Origin of the sequence: Acidithiobacillus sp. AMEEHan, from assembly GCF_030996345.1 — a bacterium.
Taxonomy (GTDB): domain Bacteria; phylum Pseudomonadota; class Gammaproteobacteria; order Acidithiobacillales; family Acidithiobacillaceae; genus Igneacidithiobacillus.
This window is the reverse complement of record NZ_CP118747.1, coordinates 97,927-114,058: the sequence shown is the minus strand read 5'-3', so window position 1 is coordinate 114,058 and position 16,132 is coordinate 97,927. Positions and strand designations below refer to the sequence as shown.

General features: G+C 62.7%; 15 protein-coding genes, 1 tRNA gene and 3 pseudogenes. 7 read left to right on the top strand and 12 right to left on the bottom strand.

Features of this window, described 5'->3' with window-relative positions; translation table 11 throughout:
• Positions 1-5: 5 nt before the first annotated feature.
• Both ORD17_RS00585 and purH read right to left on the bottom strand, forming a co-directional pair.
• Positions 6-74 (bottom strand): annotated as a pseudogene (locus ORD17_RS00585) (hypothetical protein); the annotation flags it as partial.
• Positions 75-98: 24 nt separating this feature from the next.
• A pseudogene (gene purH / locus ORD17_RS00580) lies at positions 99-1,669 on the bottom strand (bifunctional phosphoribosylaminoimidazolecarboxamide formyltransferase/IMP cyclohydrolase).
• A 262-nt stretch (positions 1,670-1,931) separates the two neighbouring features.
• Here purH and ORD17_RS00575 point away from each other — a divergent pair.
• The 6 genes and pseudogenes from ORD17_RS00575 (at position 1,932) to ORD17_RS00550 (ending at position 6,136) form a co-directional block, all read left to right on the top strand.
• Positions 1,932-2,504, top strand: coding sequence for a phosphoribosyltransferase family protein (locus ORD17_RS00575; RefSeq protein ID WP_308388996.1), 573 nt, complete (start codon positions 1,932-1,934; stop codon positions 2,502-2,504).
• A pseudogene (locus tag ORD17_RS00570) lies at positions 2,501-2,836 on the top strand (adenylyltransferase); the annotation flags it as partial. The gene ORD17_RS00575 and the pseudogene ORD17_RS00570, both read left to right, overlap by 4 nt.
• Positions 2,837-2,898: 62 nt before the next feature.
• Complete coding sequence (gene cysC / locus ORD17_RS00565) at positions 2,899-4,146, top strand: adenylyl-sulfate kinase (RefSeq protein ID WP_308388995.1); 1,248 nt, start codon at positions 2,899-2,901, stop codon at positions 4,144-4,146.
• 3 nt (positions 4,147-4,149) lie between these two features.
• Entirely contained in the window at positions 4,150-5,637 is a 1,488-nt protein-coding gene (locus tag ORD17_RS00560; RefSeq protein ID WP_308388994.1) for an NFACT RNA binding domain-containing protein, read from the top strand.
• Entirely contained in the window at positions 5,637-5,840 is a 204-nt protein-coding gene (locus ORD17_RS00555; protein ID WP_308388993.1) for a hypothetical protein, read from the top strand. Before ORD17_RS00560 ends, ORD17_RS00555 begins: the two co-directional genes overlap by 1 nt.
• Positions 5,801-6,136 (top strand): N-acetyltransferase family protein, encoded by a 336-nt coding sequence (locus ORD17_RS00550; RefSeq protein ID WP_308390109.1) that lies wholly within the window; start codon positions 5,801-5,803, stop codon positions 6,134-6,136. The genes ORD17_RS00555 and ORD17_RS00550 overlap by 40 nt, the downstream gene beginning before the upstream one ends.
• 4 nt (positions 6,137-6,140) lie before the next feature.
• Here the strand turns inward: ORD17_RS00550 and ORD17_RS00545 are convergent.
• Positions 6,141-6,230: transfer RNA gene (locus tag ORD17_RS00545), tRNA-Ser, on the bottom strand.
• Between the two features lie 145 nt (positions 6,231-6,375).
• Between ORD17_RS00545 and ORD17_RS00540 the strand changes: the two genes are divergently transcribed.
• Positions 6,376-6,648: a hypothetical protein gene (locus ORD17_RS00540; protein WP_308388992.1), complete on the top strand. Its 273-nt coding sequence runs from the start codon at positions 6,376-6,378 to the stop codon at positions 6,646-6,648.
• A 6-nt stretch (positions 6,649-6,654) separates the two neighbouring features.
• Here ORD17_RS00540 and ORD17_RS00535 read toward each other — a convergent pair whose 3' ends face one another.
• From ORD17_RS00535 to ORD17_RS00495, 9 genes are read right to left on the bottom strand one after another with little or no spacing between them, the layout of a single operon-like run.
• Complete coding sequence (locus ORD17_RS00535; protein WP_308388991.1) at positions 6,655-7,266, bottom strand: class II aldolase/adducin family protein; 612 nt, start codon at positions 7,264-7,266, stop codon at positions 6,655-6,657.
• A gap of 3 nt (positions 7,267-7,269) precedes the next feature.
• Positions 7,270-7,653 carry a Smr/MutS family protein gene (locus tag ORD17_RS00530; protein ID WP_308388990.1) on the bottom strand — a complete coding sequence of 128 codons (384 nt, stop codon included), beginning with the start codon at positions 7,651-7,653 and terminating at the stop codon, positions 7,270-7,272.
• On the bottom strand, positions 7,637-8,299 hold the full coding sequence (locus tag ORD17_RS00525; RefSeq protein ID WP_308388989.1) for a YoaK family protein: 663 nt from the start codon (positions 8,297-8,299) through the stop codon (positions 7,637-7,639). Before ORD17_RS00525 ends, ORD17_RS00530 begins: the two co-directional genes overlap by 17 nt.
• 2 nt (positions 8,300-8,301) lie before the next feature.
• Entirely contained in the window at positions 8,302-12,129 is a 3,828-nt protein-coding gene (locus ORD17_RS00520) for a DUF3683 domain-containing protein (protein WP_308388988.1), read from the bottom strand.
• Positions 12,126-12,959 (bottom strand): pantoate--beta-alanine ligase, encoded by an 834-nt coding sequence (gene panC, locus ORD17_RS00515; RefSeq protein ID WP_308388987.1) that lies wholly within the window; start codon positions 12,957-12,959, stop codon positions 12,126-12,128. The genes ORD17_RS00520 and panC overlap by 4 nt, the downstream gene beginning before the upstream one ends.
• Positions 12,959-13,744, bottom strand: a complete 786-nt coding sequence (gene panB / locus ORD17_RS00510; RefSeq protein WP_308388986.1) for a 3-methyl-2-oxobutanoate hydroxymethyltransferase — start codon at positions 13,742-13,744, stop codon at positions 12,959-12,961. The genes panC and panB overlap by 1 nt, the downstream gene beginning before the upstream one ends.
• On the bottom strand, positions 13,741-14,334 hold the full coding sequence (locus ORD17_RS00505; RefSeq protein WP_308388985.1) for a deoxynucleoside kinase: 594 nt from the start codon (positions 14,332-14,334) through the stop codon (positions 13,741-13,743). Before ORD17_RS00505 ends, panB begins: the two co-directional genes overlap by 4 nt.
• Positions 14,328-14,879: a 2-amino-4-hydroxy-6-hydroxymethyldihydropteridine diphosphokinase gene (folK, locus tag ORD17_RS00500; protein ID WP_308388984.1), complete on the bottom strand. Its 552-nt coding sequence runs from the start codon at positions 14,877-14,879 to the stop codon at positions 14,328-14,330. The genes ORD17_RS00505 and folK overlap by 7 nt, the downstream gene beginning before the upstream one ends.
• Positions 14,849-16,123, bottom strand: a complete 1,275-nt coding sequence (locus ORD17_RS00495; RefSeq protein ID WP_308388983.1) for a CCA tRNA nucleotidyltransferase — start codon at positions 16,121-16,123, stop codon at positions 14,849-14,851. The genes folK and ORD17_RS00495 overlap by 31 nt, the downstream gene beginning before the upstream one ends.
• Positions 16,124-16,132: the final 9 nt, after the last annotated feature.

The following is a 16,132-nucleotide window of genomic DNA, read 5'->3' as shown; positions in this document are numbered from 1 at the left end:
ACGGCCTCGACGGCCGGCGATTGCGCGAGTTTCCAGGCGATGGCGTGCTCCCGACCACCGCTACCGAGGACCATGACCTTGTGCATAGCTACTCTCCCTTAACCATGGCGAAAGTGGCGGACGCTGGTGAAGATCATCGCGATACCGTGCTCGTTGGCACTGGCGATGACTTCTTCATCGCGAATCGATCCGCCGGGCTGGATGATCGCCTTGACCCCCGCTGCCGCGGCGGCGTCCACCCCATCGCGGAAGGGGAAGAAGGCGTCGGAAGCCAAGGCCGCACCCTGCAGGGAAAAGCCCAGTTCTTCTGCTTTGGCGGCGCCGCAACGAGCGGCATCGACGCGACTCATCTGCCCGGCGCCAACCCCTACGGTGCGGCCGTCGGCAGCATAGACGATGGCATTGGAACGTACATGCTTGGCGACTTTCCAGGCAAAGCGCAGGTCCTGCAGCTCTGCCGCGCTCGGCTGGCGCTCGCTTACCATCCGCCACTGAGCTTCATCTTCGACGAGATCGTCAAAGTCCTGCACGAGCATGCCACCACGAACGCGCTTGTAGTCCCAGGCGCCCGCCCGTCGCCATTGCGCCATATCGCCAAAGGCGAGAACCCGCAGATTTTTCTTGCGCCCCAGGATGGCCGCTGCCTCGGGCGCAAGCTCTGGTGCCAGAATGACTTCGATGAACGATTCGGTCATCGCTTGGGCAAGCACTGCATCGATACTGCGATTGCAGGCAATGACACTGCCAAAGGCGGAGACCGGGTCGGCCGACCAGGCGCGGGAAAAGGCATCGCTAATGTCCTTGCCAATGGCGGCACCACAAGGATTGCCATGCTTGATGATGGCACAGGCGGGTTCGTCGAATTCCACCACCAGATTCACCGCCGCGTCGCTGTCACTCAAGTTGTTGTAGGAAAGCTCCTTGCCCTGCAGTTGCTGTGCATGGGCCAGGCCGGCGCCGCTGGCATCGGCATAAAAAGCCGCCCGCTGGTGCGGGTTTTCGCCGTAGCGCAGCCCCTGCTTCTGCTGCAGTTGCAGCGTGAGGATTTGGGGAAGTCGTCGGGCTGGTCGAGATTGTCGAGGTGGCGGGAGAGATGATTGGCAATCAGGCCATCATAGCGAGCGGTATGGGCGAAAACCTTGGCCGCTAGGCGAAAACGCAGTTTTGCACCAACGCCACCGCGGCTCTGTTCCATTTCCCGCAGCACCAGCTCATAGTCTGCGGGATCGACCAAGACGGTTACCCCTTCCCAGTTCTTGGCGCCAGCGCGCAGCATGGTCGGCCCGCCAATGTCGATCTGCTCGATGGCCTCCTCCAGACTCACGCCCTCCTTGGCGATGGTCGCTTCGAAGGGATAGAGATTGACGCAGAGCAGGTCAATGGGCGGGATGCCCTCGCGGCGCATGTCTTCCTGATGCCGCGGATCATCGCGGCGGGCTAGCAGGCCACCATGAATTTTGGGGTGCAAGGTCTTCAGCCGACCTTCAAGCATTTCCGGGAAGCCGGTGTAGTCTCCCACCTCGATCACCGGGAGTCCCGCCTCGCGCAACAGGCGTGCCGTGCCACCGGTGGATAGCAGCTCTACCCCACGGGCGGCCAGACCGCGCGCCAATTCTACCACGCCAGTTTTGTCGGAAACGCTGATGAGAGCCCTTGTGATACCGCCCATGTGACCTCTTGTCTGCCTGTCGTCCGCGGGACGATGAAATAAAAAAGGTACGATCAGGAAACCTGTCGTACCCAAACCTCCTGATGGAGGGAGCGTTACGTACACATCGCCGACGGCGACGGAACGGTTGGATAATATACCCGGAATGAAAGTCACGCAATAGCCATGATGAAAGCGGGATCGTTGGAAGCAGGGTGCTTGGGCAGCGTGCCCAGTCGTGGCAAACTGGCGCTCTCCAAAAAGTGAACAGGATAGGCCCTCAATGCAGAATTCCCTCCCGCAAGAAAGTCACAGCTTGCGCATCGGTACGGTGCAGCGCGATCTCCCGCTCTTTGCCGTCAGCCCGGATCTGGCGATTGCCGTACTCAACATCCTGGGAGACACGGAACTCTGCGAGGCTGCCGCCGAAGCCTTGGCCAAAGAGCTGAGCGTCCACGAGTATGTGGCCTTGGTGACCGCCGAGGCGAAGAGCATCCCGCTGGCCTACGCGCTTTCCTTACGGACGAAGAAGCCCTACGTAGTGTTGCGCAAGAGCTATAAGTCCTACATGGGGGAGGCGTTACAGGCTTCGACCCTGTCGATCACCACTGGCAAGCCGCAGACTCTCTACTTGGATGCCAAGGACCGCGCTTTGCTGCAGGAACAGCCGGTGGTGCTGGTGGATGATGTGATCAGTACGGGTTCGACGCTGGAAGCCATGCGCAACCTGATGCGCGAAGCGCGGGCGCGGGTTGCTGCCGTGGCGACGATCTGCACCGAAGGCGACCAGCCACAACTGGCGGAACCCTTGCTGTCGCTGGCGCATCTTCCCCTCTTTCCCCTGCAGACCGCATGAGCAGCGAAGTTGCCGTACATGTGCTGAGCGCACGCCAGCGCTGCGACCTGGAGCTGCTGCTCAATGGTGCCTTTGCGCCTCTGCCGGGCTTCATGGATCAGGCGAGCTGGGAGTCGGTACTGACGCAGATGCGCTTGCCCGACGGCAGCCTGTGGCCCATTCCCATCACCCTCGAGGTAAGCGATCACCTGGCGCAGGGTCTGGAAGAGGGGGCAATGCTGCGTCTCGACCGGGAAGACGGCACGCCTTTGGCGCGTTTGCAGGTGAGTGAGATCTATCGGCCCGAGCGTCGACGGGAGGCCTTGGTGGTTTACGGTAGTGATGACCGTAGACATCCCGGGGTGGCGCAGATTCTCGATTCGCTTCCCTGGAATGTTGCTGGCAGCGTCGAGCCGTGGGAAGAGAATGCCCTACGCCGTGCTGCCGCCGTGGAGTTCCCCCAGAATACCTATATCCCAAAGAAATCCGCGAGCTGGCGACTGGGCGTCCTTTACTTGCTTTTCAGACCAGAAATCCCTTGCACCATGCGCACATTGCCATCACCCAGGCGGCGCTGGCGGAGCTGGGTGAGGAGGCCCGTTTGCTCCTGCACCCGGCGATCGGTCCCACCAAGCCGGGTGATGTGGATGCGGCGGCGCGCATGCGCGCGTACCGCGCCGTGCTGCCCCATTATCCCGCGCGGCGAGTACTGCTTTCCCCGCTCCCCCTGGCGATGCGCATGGCTGGACCGCGCGAGGCGCTTTGGCATGCGCTGATCCGGCGCAATCACGGTGCTACCCACTTTGTGGTGGGACGGGCCCATGCCGATCCCGGGCACCCGGAGCAGGGCAGTTGGTACCCGCCCTTTGCCGCGCAAGAGCTGCTGGAGGAACACCGGAACGAACTGGGCATCGTGCCCGTGCTCCTGCCGGAGTACGCCTACTCCCCCAGTCGACGCGCTTACGTACCCCGCGCCGAGGCCAACGGCGAGCGCCTGTCCGAGCTGTCGGGCACGGAGTTGCGGCGGCGTCTGGCGGCCAATGAAGAAATCCCGGAATGGTTCTCTCCCCCGGAGGTCATCCGCATCCTCCGTCAAGCTTATCGCGGCGCGGACCGCCGTGGGCTGGTGGTCTGGTTTACCGGGCTCTCCGCCAGTGGCAAAAGTACCTTGGCCGGCATGCTGGCACGTCGCCTGGAAAGTCAGGACTCCCGCGCACTGACTCTGCTCGATGGCGATGTCGTACGCCGATTTCTCTCCAAGGGCCTGGGGTTCAGCCGCGCGGATCGCGATGAAAACATCCGTCGCATTGGCTTTGTGGCAAGCCTCATCGCGCGTCATGGCGGCATTGCCTTGGTTGCCGCCATCTCTCCCTACCGGAATGCACGTGCCGAGGCACGTAGACTGGTAGAGGAGGCCGGTGGCTTGTTCCTCGAGGTGCATGTGGCGACGCCGCTGGCGGTTTGTGCGCTACGCGATCCGAAAGGACTCTACGCTCGCGCGCAGCGCGGCGAAATCGCCAGCTTTACCGGGGTGAGCGACCCTTACGAGGAGCCCGAGGCGCCGGAGCTGCGTTTGGACACCAGTCAAGCGACGGACAGCGAGGCCCTCGACATCATCTGGCACTATTTGCTGAGCGCCGGCGTATTGCAAGTGCGGCCCTAGCTTGTGGATACCCTGCAGATCTTTGCCGCCGCGCGCTGTCTGCAAGAGGACTTCGTTGAGCAGAGCCTGCGGGGTGTCTCTGTAGAAGGGGGCAGAGCGACCCTGCATTTTGCCCGCAAACGACTGCTGCTGGCGTATCAGGCAGCACCCCTGGGCTTGTATTGGAGCGAGGCGACCTCCACGGTTCCGAAACCCGCTGGTCCTGCGGCCTTGTTGGGGCAGAAGCTCGCGGGTTTTCGTCTGCTGGCCATCGCAGTCCCCTGGGCCGATCGCATCGTGTCCTTGTCTTTCCGCCATGTTGGTCTGGATCGGCAGGAACGGAACTGGACGCTGATCGCCGAGTGTTTCGGAGGGCGTGGAGCACTGCTCTTGCTGGATGAGAACTTGCGAATCCACTGGTCTTCCCGCTGGGATTCTCTTGATCAGGGAACAGCGCGTATTCTGCCGCAGGCAGCGTATCAGCCGCCCACGACGACACGGCACTGGGAAGAGCTTGGCAACCCGCTCCTGTTGCTGCATCCCGCACGCCGCGCGCTGATGGCCAGCGACGCCGGGACGCAGATCGATGCCGTTCTGCATGGGCCGCCCTGTGCCGGATGGTGGCAGTCACCAGGGCAAGGGCCGCATCCTCTGGGCAATGACCCTGCTGCAAGCGCGCTTCCGGTACACGCAGCCACGTATTGGCAGGAACTGCCGGCGGCTGCGCCGGCTAGCGGCGCTGTCTTGGAAAGGGCGCAGCATGAGCGCGAGGAACGGCGCTTACGGCGGCGCCTGCAGCGGCTGCAAGCCGATCTCGCCCGTTGGCAGAGCCTTCCAGTGGATGATCGACGGTATGCGTCGGCACTTTTTGCCTTGCCCGATCGCGTGCATTCGGGAGGTCCGTTGCTGGTGCCTGAGTACCTTCCTGATGGCATTGGCCAGATAGAGCTGGATATTCCAGCGGGAAAACTCCTCCATGACCATGCGCGGGAACTTCTCCGCCGTGCCCAGCGCGCACAGCGAGCGCAGCAGCGCATCCACGAAGAGATTGTCGCTGTGGAAAAGGCGCTGGCCACCTTGCCCAATGAGCTTCCTCTCCAGGCCAGCATATCCAGGCCCGGCAAAGAGCAGCCCGCGCAAGCGCGTCGGCAGGGCATCGAAGAGCGGGTGGTGGAGGGCTTTACCATCCTCTGGGGAAAAAACGCGCGCGCCAACGAATACCTGACGTTTCGTCTGGGTAGGCCGCAGGACCTCTGGCTGCATGTGCAGGATCTGCAGGGCAGTCATGTGCTGATCCGCCGCTCCCATCCCCAGCAGGTGGTACCCGCGGAGGTCTTGCGCGCGGCAGCCGAAATCGCCCTGCAGCACAGCGATTGCCAGGCTCTGAGCGCGGAGGTCGACTGGACCGAACTGCGCCACGTAAGCCGGCACCCGCAAGGCGGACAGGGACGGGTTCTGTATCGACAGTTTCAGACCCTGCGCGTGCGCCGGCGTGGAAGTGGCAGGAAGTGATGGAGAGCTCCTTGCGCTTGGCGACTCTGGAGGACTTGCCGGAAATCGTCGCCATCTACAACTCCACTATTGCATCTCGCACGGTTACCGCTGATACCGATCCGGTAACGGTTGCGAGCCGGATCCCCTGGTTTCAAGCCCATGATCCCAAGCGACGGCCGATCTGGTACTGCAGAGTGGTGCCGGAATCGATGCCTGGCTGAGCCTCTCCGATTTTTACGGACGCCCGGCCTATGCTGCCACTGCGGAGGTTGCGATCTATGTGCGGGAGGATCAGCGGGGAAAAGGTCAGGCCAGTATCTTGATGGAACATGCGCTGCATGCTGGCCCAGCACTGGGCATTTTCACATTGCTAGGCTTCATCTTCGCGGAAAATCAGGCGAGTGTACGGTTGTTCAAGAAATTTGGCTTTGTCGAATGGGGAAACCTGCCGGACGTCGCCGAGCTCGACGGCGAGACAAGAGATCTGCTGATCCTCGGCCGAAAACTGGTGAATTGAGTAGTGGCGGAGGCGGTGAGATTCGAACTCACGAGGGGCGTGAACCCCTGCCGGTTTTCAAGACCGGTGCAATCAACCGCTCTGCCACACCTCCGAAGCGCCCAGTGTACGAAAAATGACGCCGCTGGGGAATGCGAAGAGGAACAAAGCTCGGCAACGAGATTGGCCCGCAGTTCTGGATCGAGCGTAAACATCGCGCGTATCATGGGTGGCTCCATTTCCCCGCAGTTGGAGGATCCGTGTTTCTTCTCAAAGTGTTGTTTCCCAGTGCCGATGCCATGCAGATGGCCCTGAGCAAAGTTCGCGAGCAGCTTGCCGAATTGCAGGATGCACCGCTGGAACTGCAGTCGGCGTTGCAACTGTTGTTGAGTGAAAACCCTCGCATGGAAGCGGCGGAGTTTGCGGAGAAGCCGGCTATCGCCGCTGTCTATGGGGGGTTTGACCCCCAGGCGGCGGCCATCGCCGAGGCAGCCTTGCTCGAGGCGGGGGCGCTGGAAGTGGTTCAGGAATAACGTCGCTCAGATGGCGGGTGCGCGGGCAATCGCGCGCAGCAATGCCTGGCCGCATTCGTCGGCCTGCTGGCCGGCTACCAGGATGCCGTCTTCGTGGCCGGTCATGCTGAGCAGCAGCGGCAATCTGGCATGGCGCGCTATCTCCTGCACGGCCAGGGCCATGGCCGGCGTACCATACGCGATGTCAGCGGGAGTGCGTGGCAGGTCCAGTTCTGCCGCACGTCTCCATAGCTCCGGCAGGTGCGCATGAAACACCCAGTGGATGTCTCGCCGTAGATCATAAAGCGCCGCATGGCTCAGGGATTCGGAGGAGGGTGCCACTGGACCACTGGCATAGACGGTGTTGGCGCCAATATCCCAACGCTCGACGAGACTGTAGTGTTGGGGACCGAGGCTGGCGAGCTCCCCGGTTTGCGTGCCGGTGATCCAGAAACCCTCGGCGCAGCGGTGACTGAGGTTGCCGAAACCAATCCCGCCATAACGACGCGGGTTTGCGCCAATGCCGCCGATGGCACGCACTCGACTGCGCCAGGCTTCCAGTTCGCGGATGAGATCTGGGGCAGGGGCACTGCTCGCCTGCCAATGCAGTTGAAACTTGATGACGCCTTCTTCTTCCATGTATCACTTCCGCAAAAAGATGGACTGCAGCAGACGATACCAGAACGGCGCTTTGCTGACTGTCAGTTCGACGCCCGGCGCGGCCTTGGCGGGCGGGGTGACGTCGGCGGGGTAGAGGTCGACCCAGGTAGCCCCCCAGCTGCTGCGGTCCTGGGCAAGGCCGAAGGCCCGTACCGCTACCTCACGGCGCAGGATGGCATGCACCCGCCGGCGCAGGACGCCCTTGCCTTTGCCGTGGATGATGCGGACCTGCAGGACCCCGGCGGCGCGACAGGCGCGAAGATACTCGCGGACCAGGTCGTCGACTTCTGCCGGGCGAAACTGGTGCAGATCGAGAACGCCGTCGAGGGGGACGGGCACGGTGCGGTCCTCACGCGCTTGTTTCATGTCGTCCTAAAAACCATACCACCAGTAGTGCGACCCAAGGCAGATTGACGGCGAGGAGCGGACTGAACCAGAGTAGGGCCGCGATGAGGACAGCACCGCCCGCGTAGGCGAGGAGGGCGGTGAGCTGTTGCACGGTTACCCAGGCAGGCTTTTTGCCCGCTCGCAGCGCTTCGGTGAGGCCAATGAGAATGCTGGTCAGGGTGTTGGTGAATACTACTGAGGGCACGCCGGCCACATTGATTCTCCGTGCCAGGACGCTTTGCGTGCCCATGGCCACGGCAGAACCCAGGATCATCAGTGCCAGCGGTCCGCCGCCGACGGGAAAGCCCCACAGGCACCAGCCGGCAGCAAAGATCCAGAGCCCCAACAGTTCCAGAAAGAGGATGCGTTCTCCCCGCCCCCAGGCGGTGGTTCCCAAGGCACTGGCAGCCACGGCGCCGAGGGTGAAGCCGACGAGGGCCAGGAGGGAGTGCGTCGCTAGGGCCAGATGTCCCTGCCCCAGGGCCAGGCCCAGGAGGGCGAGATTGCCGGTCATGGCCGAGGTAAAGACGTCGTGAAAACGAAGGAATGCCGTCACGTCAGCGGAGGCGGCGATGGCGGAAAGGAGTTGAATGCGCAGGTCGGCACGGGTAAATGCCTGCGTCATGCCTAAAGCAAGACCCGTTCGATGCCACCGTTGCGGGCGGCGTCGGCAAATTGTCGCGCCCAATCGGCCCCCATCTGCGCCTTGGCGAGCTCCACGACGATATAGTCGGTACCGAGGCCAGTATCCAGGCGGTAGCGTTCCAAACCCTGTTGACAGGCCGGGCAGGAAGTCAGCAGCTTGACGTTCCCGCCCTGCGCTTTGGGCGCCCCGGTGAGGGCCTGGATGTCGTTGTGCAGGACTTCCTCCTTGCGCGCGCGCAGTTGCGTCGCGATATCCGGACGGCTGCTGGCCAAGGTGCCGGCCTCGCCGCAGCAACGCTCGGAGCCGCGCACCGGTTGCCCCAACAGGGTTTCCGCCACGATCAGCGGTTTGTGCGTCTTCATCGGACTATGACAAGGATCATGGTAGAGATACTGCACGCCGGAAACCCCTTCCATGCGCACGCCCTTTTCCATGAGAAACTCATGGATGTCGAGCAGCCGGCAGCCGGGAAAGATCTGCTCAAACTGGTACTTGAGCAACTGATCCATGCAGGTGCCGCAGGACAGGATGACGGTCTTGATATCGAGATAATTGAGGGTGTTGGCAACACGATGGAAGAGCACCTGATTGCGTACCGAGATTTCCTGTCCCTTGTCTTCCTGTCCGGCAGCGGTCTGCGGGTAGCCGCAGCAGAGGTAGCCCGGTGGCAGCACCGTTTGCACTCCCACGCGATAGAGCATGGCGAGGGTGGCCAGGCCAATATGGCTGAAGAGGCGCTCGCTGCCGCAGCCGGGAAAATAGAATACCGCCTCGCTGTCCGGGGCGGCCTGCGGATCGCGCAGAATGGGCACCGTTTCGTGGTCGACGATACCGAGGATCTGGCGCATGGTCTGGGCACCCATGTCGGTCGGCAGGGGCTTGCGCAAAAAATGGATGACCTCGGCGCGGACATCGGCCTTGCCCGTGGTGGCCGGCGCCTCGCCCTTGGGTAGTAGGGGGCGGACGATGCGGTGCGCCAGGGCCTGCGCCTGATAGGCCGGCTGCAACACGCCACGGCGCAGAAAGTGCACGGTCTGCGGGTCACTGGCGTTGAGATAGCTCATGGCCAGCCGGGTACCGGCACTGAAAGTCTTTTCGCCGCGCGCCCGCAGAAGATTGCGGATGTGCACCGAGACCTCGCCGAAATCGATGTCCACCGGGCAGGGGGTCATGCACTTGTGGCAGGTGGTGCAATGGTCCGCCACATCTTCCAGAGCCTGAAAATGCTGTTGCGATACCCCGCGTCGGGTCTGCTCTTCGTAGAGGAAGGCCTCGATCAAAAGCCCTGTCGCCAGGATCTTGTTGCGCGGCGAATAGAGCAGATTGGCGCGCGGCACATGGGTCATGCAGACCGGCTTGCACTTGCCGCAACGCAGGCAGTCTTTGATCTCGCGGTTGAGGCTGTCGAGCTCACTCGCCTCGAGAATCAGCGCTTCCTGCTCCACCAGTTGCAGGGAGGGGGTATAGGCAGCTTCCAAGCCGGAGCCGGGCAGCAGTTTCCCTGGATTGAACACGCCCTCGGAATCGATCTGTGCCTTGTATCGCTGGAATGCCGCCACCTTTTCCGGTTCCAGCCAGCGCATTTTGGTGATACCGATGCCATGCTCGCCGGAGATGACCCCATCCAGCTCCTTGGCGATCTCCATGATGCGGTCGACCACCCGATCGGCCTCCTGCAGCATCTCGCGGTCAGAAGAGAGCACTGGGATATTGGTGTGGATGTTGCCGTCGCCGGCGTGCATGTGCAGTGCGACAAAGATCCTTGTGCGCCGGACCCGCTCGTGGATGCGCCGGATCTCCTCCAGAACAGCGGAGAAGCGCTCTCCGGCGAAAAGTTCTTCCAGTGGTTTGCCGATGTCTTCGCGGTAACTGATGCGCAGGTCACGGCGCAAGAGCAGTTGGAGGAGGCTCTGCTCCGGATCGATCTGCCCTTGCTCTTCTGCGGGCAACCCGGGCAGCAGATCGCGGGCGGGCTGGTCGAGATGAGCGAGATATTTTTCCCAGCGATCATATATTTCTCGCAAGAGTTTCAGTGCGGCATCTCGTTTGCCGGCGACAATCGCCTGTTCCTCGGCGCTGTCCTCAAAATCCTTCACCCGGCGCAGTTCCGGCATCTCTCCCTGCAGGTAGACGCGCAAGGCATCGATGATGCGCAATTTGTTGGCGATCGATTGTTCGATGTTCAAGCGCTCGACGGAGCGGGTGTACTCGCCCAGCCGGTCCAGGGGGATGACGACATCTTCATTGATCTTGAAGGCGTTGGTGTGCGCGGCGATGGCGGCGGTGCGACTACGGTCGGCCCAGAAGCGCCGCCGCGATTCGGGAGTGGTGGCGATGAAGCCCTCGGCGCCGCGGGCATTGGCCAGACGCACCACTGCCGAGGCGCAGGCCCCCACGGCGTCGGCATCGTCGCCGGCGATGTCGGCGAGCAGCAGCATGCGCGGACGCTCGCGCCGTGGCGCCTTGTTGCTGTACTTGACCGCTTTGATGTAGCGCTCATCAAGGTGCTCCAATCCGGTCAGCAGCACCTCCGCGCGCCCTTCCACATAAGTCTTGACTTCGACGATGGCAGCGACCGCCGGTTCCAGATCTTTACCGTAGAATTCCAGACAGACCGTGCGCAGATGCTTGGGCATGCGGTGCAGGATGAAGCGTCCCGAGGTGATGATGCCGTCGCAGCCTTCCTTCTGTATGCCCGGCAGGCCTCCCAGGGCTTTATCCGTAACGTCCTTGCCCAAGCCGGCTTTGCGGAAACTGCTGCCCGGAAGTTCGAGGATCTCCGGTGCGTTGCTGGGAGTCTTTCCATCCGCGTCGTAGCGGGTGATACGGAAGCGCACCAGTTCCTGATCGTGGATCTTCCCCAGATTGTGATCCAGGCGTTCCACCTCCAGCCAGCGGGCATCAGGCATGACCATACGCCAGGATGCCAAGTTGTCGAGGGTAGTACCCCAGAGTACTGCCTTTTTGCCGCCTGCATTCATGGCGATGTTGCCGCCGATAGTGGAGGCATCGAGAGAGGTGGGATCGACGGCAAAGACGAGCCCGGCGCTTTCGGCCAGATCAGCTACGGCCTTGGTCACCACTCCGGCACCCGCCTCGACGACGGGTACCGGGGCATCGCAGCCGGGTAGGGCGGTTTTCTGAATCGGCGATAGATAGTCCAGTTTTTCGGTGTTGATGACGGCGCTTCGCGGCGTCAGCGGAATCGCGCCGCCGGTATAGCCGGTGCCACCTCCGCGCGGGATGATGGCCAGTTGCAATTCGCGACAGACGCGCACCTGCTCGGCCAGTTCTGCCTCCGTTGCCGGGTAGAGGACCACCAGCGGCAGCTCGACGCGCCAATCCGAGGCGTCGGTCACATGTGCCACCCGGGCATAGGGGCTGAAGTCCACATGATCTTTGGGGCTGACCTTGGCCAGGGCCTGCGCCGCGCGTTTGCGCAGGTCGCGCTCGGCATCGAAGTTGGCGATGAAACGTTGCTTGGCTGCACGACAGCGATCAAGGAGTTGCAGGACCAGGACGTTACCTTCGGCGCGCTGATCAATCTCGTCCAAACGATGATCCAGGGCCTGCCAGAGGGCGCGCCGCCGTTTGGGGTCGGAAGAGAGGTCCTCCTGCAGATAGGGGTTGCGCGCAACCACCCAGAGATCGCCCAGCACCTCGAAGAGCATCCGCGCCGAGCGCCCGGTGACCCGGTGCCCGCGCAGCGTTTCCAGGGTCGCCCAGGCCTCTTCTCCAAGGAATCGGCAGACGATCTCCCGGTCGGAAAAGGAGGTATAGTTGTAAGGAATTTCGCGTCTCTCGCTCATGGGATCACCATGTTGTCGATGAGACGGACATCGCCCAGGCGGGCGGCAAGCAGCCAGCGCGCCCCAGGGCGAGACTCGGCTATCGGTTCCAGACTTTCGCTGTCCCGCAGTTCCAGATAGTCCACGCGGAAGCCCGCTGCCTGCAGACGCTCCCGCGCCGCCTGGGCTGGCGCCTGTGCCGGGCTACCTATGGGAAGCTGGCAGAGCTGCCGCAGTTCGGCGGCAAGGCGCGGCGCCAGAACCCGCTGTGCGGACGTCAGGCGGCTGTTGCGGGAACTCAGGGCGAGGCCATCTTCATCGCGCTGGGTCGGTCCACAAAGGAGTTGGGTGGAAAGATTCAGGTCGTCGAGCATCTGTCCGACGATCCGGTATTGCTGGAAATCCTTTTCCCCTAATACCAGGATGTCTGGCTGGGCTAGGTGCAGCAGCTTGAGGACGATGGTGGCCACGCCGGCGAAATGTCCTGGACGCTGCGCGCCGCAGAGGATATTGCTGAGTCGTTCGGGCGGGACGATCCGCGTCTGTTCGGTGGCGCCCCTGGGATAGAGATCCTCGTCGCCCGGCACGAAGACGGCGGTGCAGCCGTGCCCCGCCAGTTGCTGCAGGTCACTCTCCAGACTGCGCGGATAGGCGGCAAAATCCTCCCCGGGGCCAAACTGCAAGGGATTGACGTAGATGCTCACCAACACCTGCTCGGCCCGCGCCTGGGCGAGGCGCAATAACGAGATGTGCCCGGCGTGGAGATGGCCCATGGTGGGGACCAGCGCCAGACTGCCACGCTGGCGTTGCCGCCAGCTCCGCAAGCCTTCCGGGTTGCGTAGAATCGGCATCAGCGCTTACCCGGTTTGGCAGGAAAGGACCGTTCGCGCACTGCCTGCACGTAGTCGCCGAGACCGGCACGCAACAGGGCCGCACCGTCGACGAAGGCACGGGCAAAGGGTGGCGCTTCACCAAGGCCGAGGGCGTCGTGCATGACGAGAACCTGGGCATCGGTATCCGGCCCGGCACCAATACCGATGACCGGGACGGGGCTTTGCGCCGTGATCCGCGCGGCCAGTGCGGCGGGAACCGCTTCCAGTAGCAGGAAACGGGCACCGGAGCGGGCCAGGGTCAGGGCCTCCTGCTCCAGGCGTTCCGCCGCCTCGGGCGTCGTTGCCTGGCGCTGAAAAGCGCCCCACTGGCGCAGGCGCTGCGGGGTCAAACCGAGATGCACGCAGACGTTCAATCCGCGCGCTGCACAGAACTCCAGATGCTCGCGGAATTCCAGTCCCCCTTCCCACTTAATCACCTCGACGCCAGCGCGCAGCAGGGTGGTAGCGGAACGCCAGCACTGCGCCGGACTTTCCTCGTAGCTGCCCAAAGGGAGATCGGCAAAGACCAGGCTGCGCTGACAGGCGCGCGCCACCATCTCGCTATGGTAGGCCATTTGTTCCAAGGTCACCCCCAGGGTATCGCGATGACCCTGAACGACCATCCCGAGAGAATCGCCAACCAGAACGCCATCCACGCCAGCCTCTTCCGCCAGCTTGGCGAAGGGATGATCATAAGCTGTCACCAAGACGCGCTTTTCCCCGCGCTCTTTGGCCGCGATCCAGGTATCGATGCGTTTGCTCAATTCCGCCACCCCAACTCGTGTAGTTTATTCCCGACTAAATCAGTCAGGATTTTAGCATCCTTTTCGCGCGCGACGAAGTCCAGCTTCTCGCCGCGCAGATCAAGGACCGACCCAGAATATCCAGCAAAAAACTCAGCATAACGCGCCTGGACCCCCGCCAGGTATTCGCGCTGCATAGCCATGTCCCAATGGTCGCCGCGCGCCCGCACCCGGGAATGGAGGACCGCCAGCGGTGCATCGAGGAAGATCATCAGATCCACCTGGGGCGTCTGGGGTAGCAGTCGGGCACGAATCTGCAGATAGAGCTCGCGCTCGGCCGTGGACAGGGTCTGCGCGGTGAAAAGCAGATCCTTATCCGGTCCGTGGTCGCTGAAACACAGGCCGTCAGGCAATGCCTGCCACTGGGTACAGCGCTGCAGTAAGAAATGCAGCTCGGTTGCCAGGGCGTGACGACCATCGGCATAGAGCTCGGCAAGAAAGGGATTGTTTCCCGGTGTCTCCAGACAGGTTTTTGCGCCAAAATGGCTGGCCAATAGCTGGGTGAGGCTGGTTTTCCCGACCCCCATAGGACCTTCGGCTACGATCAGCATGAGCGCCGGACTTCTGCGCTGCCGGGCTCCGTCGGCGCGGGCATTAGCGCCAGGCGCTGGTCGGCAACTGCCGGCAAAAGCTGCGCGATGGTGCCGAGGCCGGGGATCACCAGGGTTTGGTCGTAGTCCGCCATGGGCTGCAAGACGAAGGCGCGGTGAGCAATTTGCGGATGGGGCAAGCGCAGATTGCTATCTTCGCTGCACAAATCTCCGTAAAGAAGAAGATCGAGATCCAGCACCCGCGGGCCCCAGACCAGCTCCAGCGTACGCTGACGCCCGGCCTGCTCTTCGATGGCATGCAGGGCATGGAGCAGATCCTGTGGCGGCAAAGAGGTTTCCAAACGGGCAACGGCATTGACGAAGGCAGGTTGCGCGACTCCCCCGATGGGCTCCGAAAGGTAATCCTGCGAAATCCAGTCCAAACGCGATTGCGGCAGCGCTGCCAAGGCCATCCGTGCCCGCGCCACCTGCACGCGTGGCTCTTGCAGGTTGCTGCCGATCCCTACCCAGGCGATCACGGCAGTAGCTTTTCTTGTTTCAGCCAACGCAGGGCACCATCCTTGTCTTCAAAGGCTCCATTCCAGGCCGCATCTTGCAGACGCGCGAGCAGATCGCCGAGTCGTGGGCCGGCGGGGATTCCCCAGTTCTGGAGGTCCCGACCATCTACCGGCACCCTTTGCCAGCGTTGTACCTGCAGATAGTGCCAGGCCGAGCGATTCAGCCCGGGATCCTCCTGAAGGGCCAAAGCGCAAAGGATACCTGCCGGCGTCCAGCTCTGCCAGTAGCGCGCCTGCATCGCCGGTGTCGGCCCCGGTAGTCGAGCCGGTAAGGCGGCGAGGTCGTGCAGCCAGGCCCGGTCCGCATGCCACTGCCAATGTTGCCAATGCTGCCTTCGCACTTCCTCGGAAGTGAAATGGGCAAGCAGAAGTAGGGCCGTGGCAGGCCGGTCAGGGGTGTCCTGAAATTGCTGTTGGTATTTATCGAGGGACTGTTCGAGCCGCTCTAGCGCTGGCCAGATCTCTGTCGGTGCTGACGCCAATGGCGGTAGGAGCGGTCCCAAACCCCAGTCGCGCAATGTCTGCAGGTTTCCGGGCAGTCCAGGAAGCTGCAGCAATAGGGAGAGTTCGCGAAACAGCCGAGCACCCCCCAGATGGACAAAGACATGGGTTTCGAGCACCTCGCGCAGTTGTTGGCGGGACTGCGGACCCAGAGAAAAGCCGAAGCGCTTGGCAAAACGCAGTCCGCGCAGGATCCGCGTCGGGTCGTCCTGGAAAGATCGAGGGTGCAGCACCTCCAGGATGCCGGCGCGGAGATCCTCGCGTCCGCAGAAAGGGTCGAGGACCTCGGCAAAGGCGTCCGGGGTGAGCTGCAGGGCGATGGCATTGCAACGAAAATCGCGGCGCTGCAGGTCGGTATGGATGTCGGCGGGGAAAACCTCGGGCAAGGCGGCAGGCTGGGGGTAACGCTCGCCGCGACAGCGGGCCAGATCCCAGCGCAACCCCTCCGGGCCTACGAGAGTGGCGGTATCGAATCGCGAACGTTTGTCGAGCCGGAAACCCAGGTCTTGTAACACATCAAGAAAGGGTTCGAGTGGGCCGTCGATGGCAAGATCCCAGTCCTGGCTAGGGCGGGCAAGGAAGAGATCACGGACCACGCCGCCGACGAGATAAAGCCGAGAACCAAGGGCTTGGACCTTTGCGCCCAGAAAGCGAAGCTGCTGCACGCGAGCAGCCGGCCAGAAATCCTGGATGCGTTGCAGAAGTTCTCCGTGGTCGCTGTCGAGGACCACTGCGCGGGA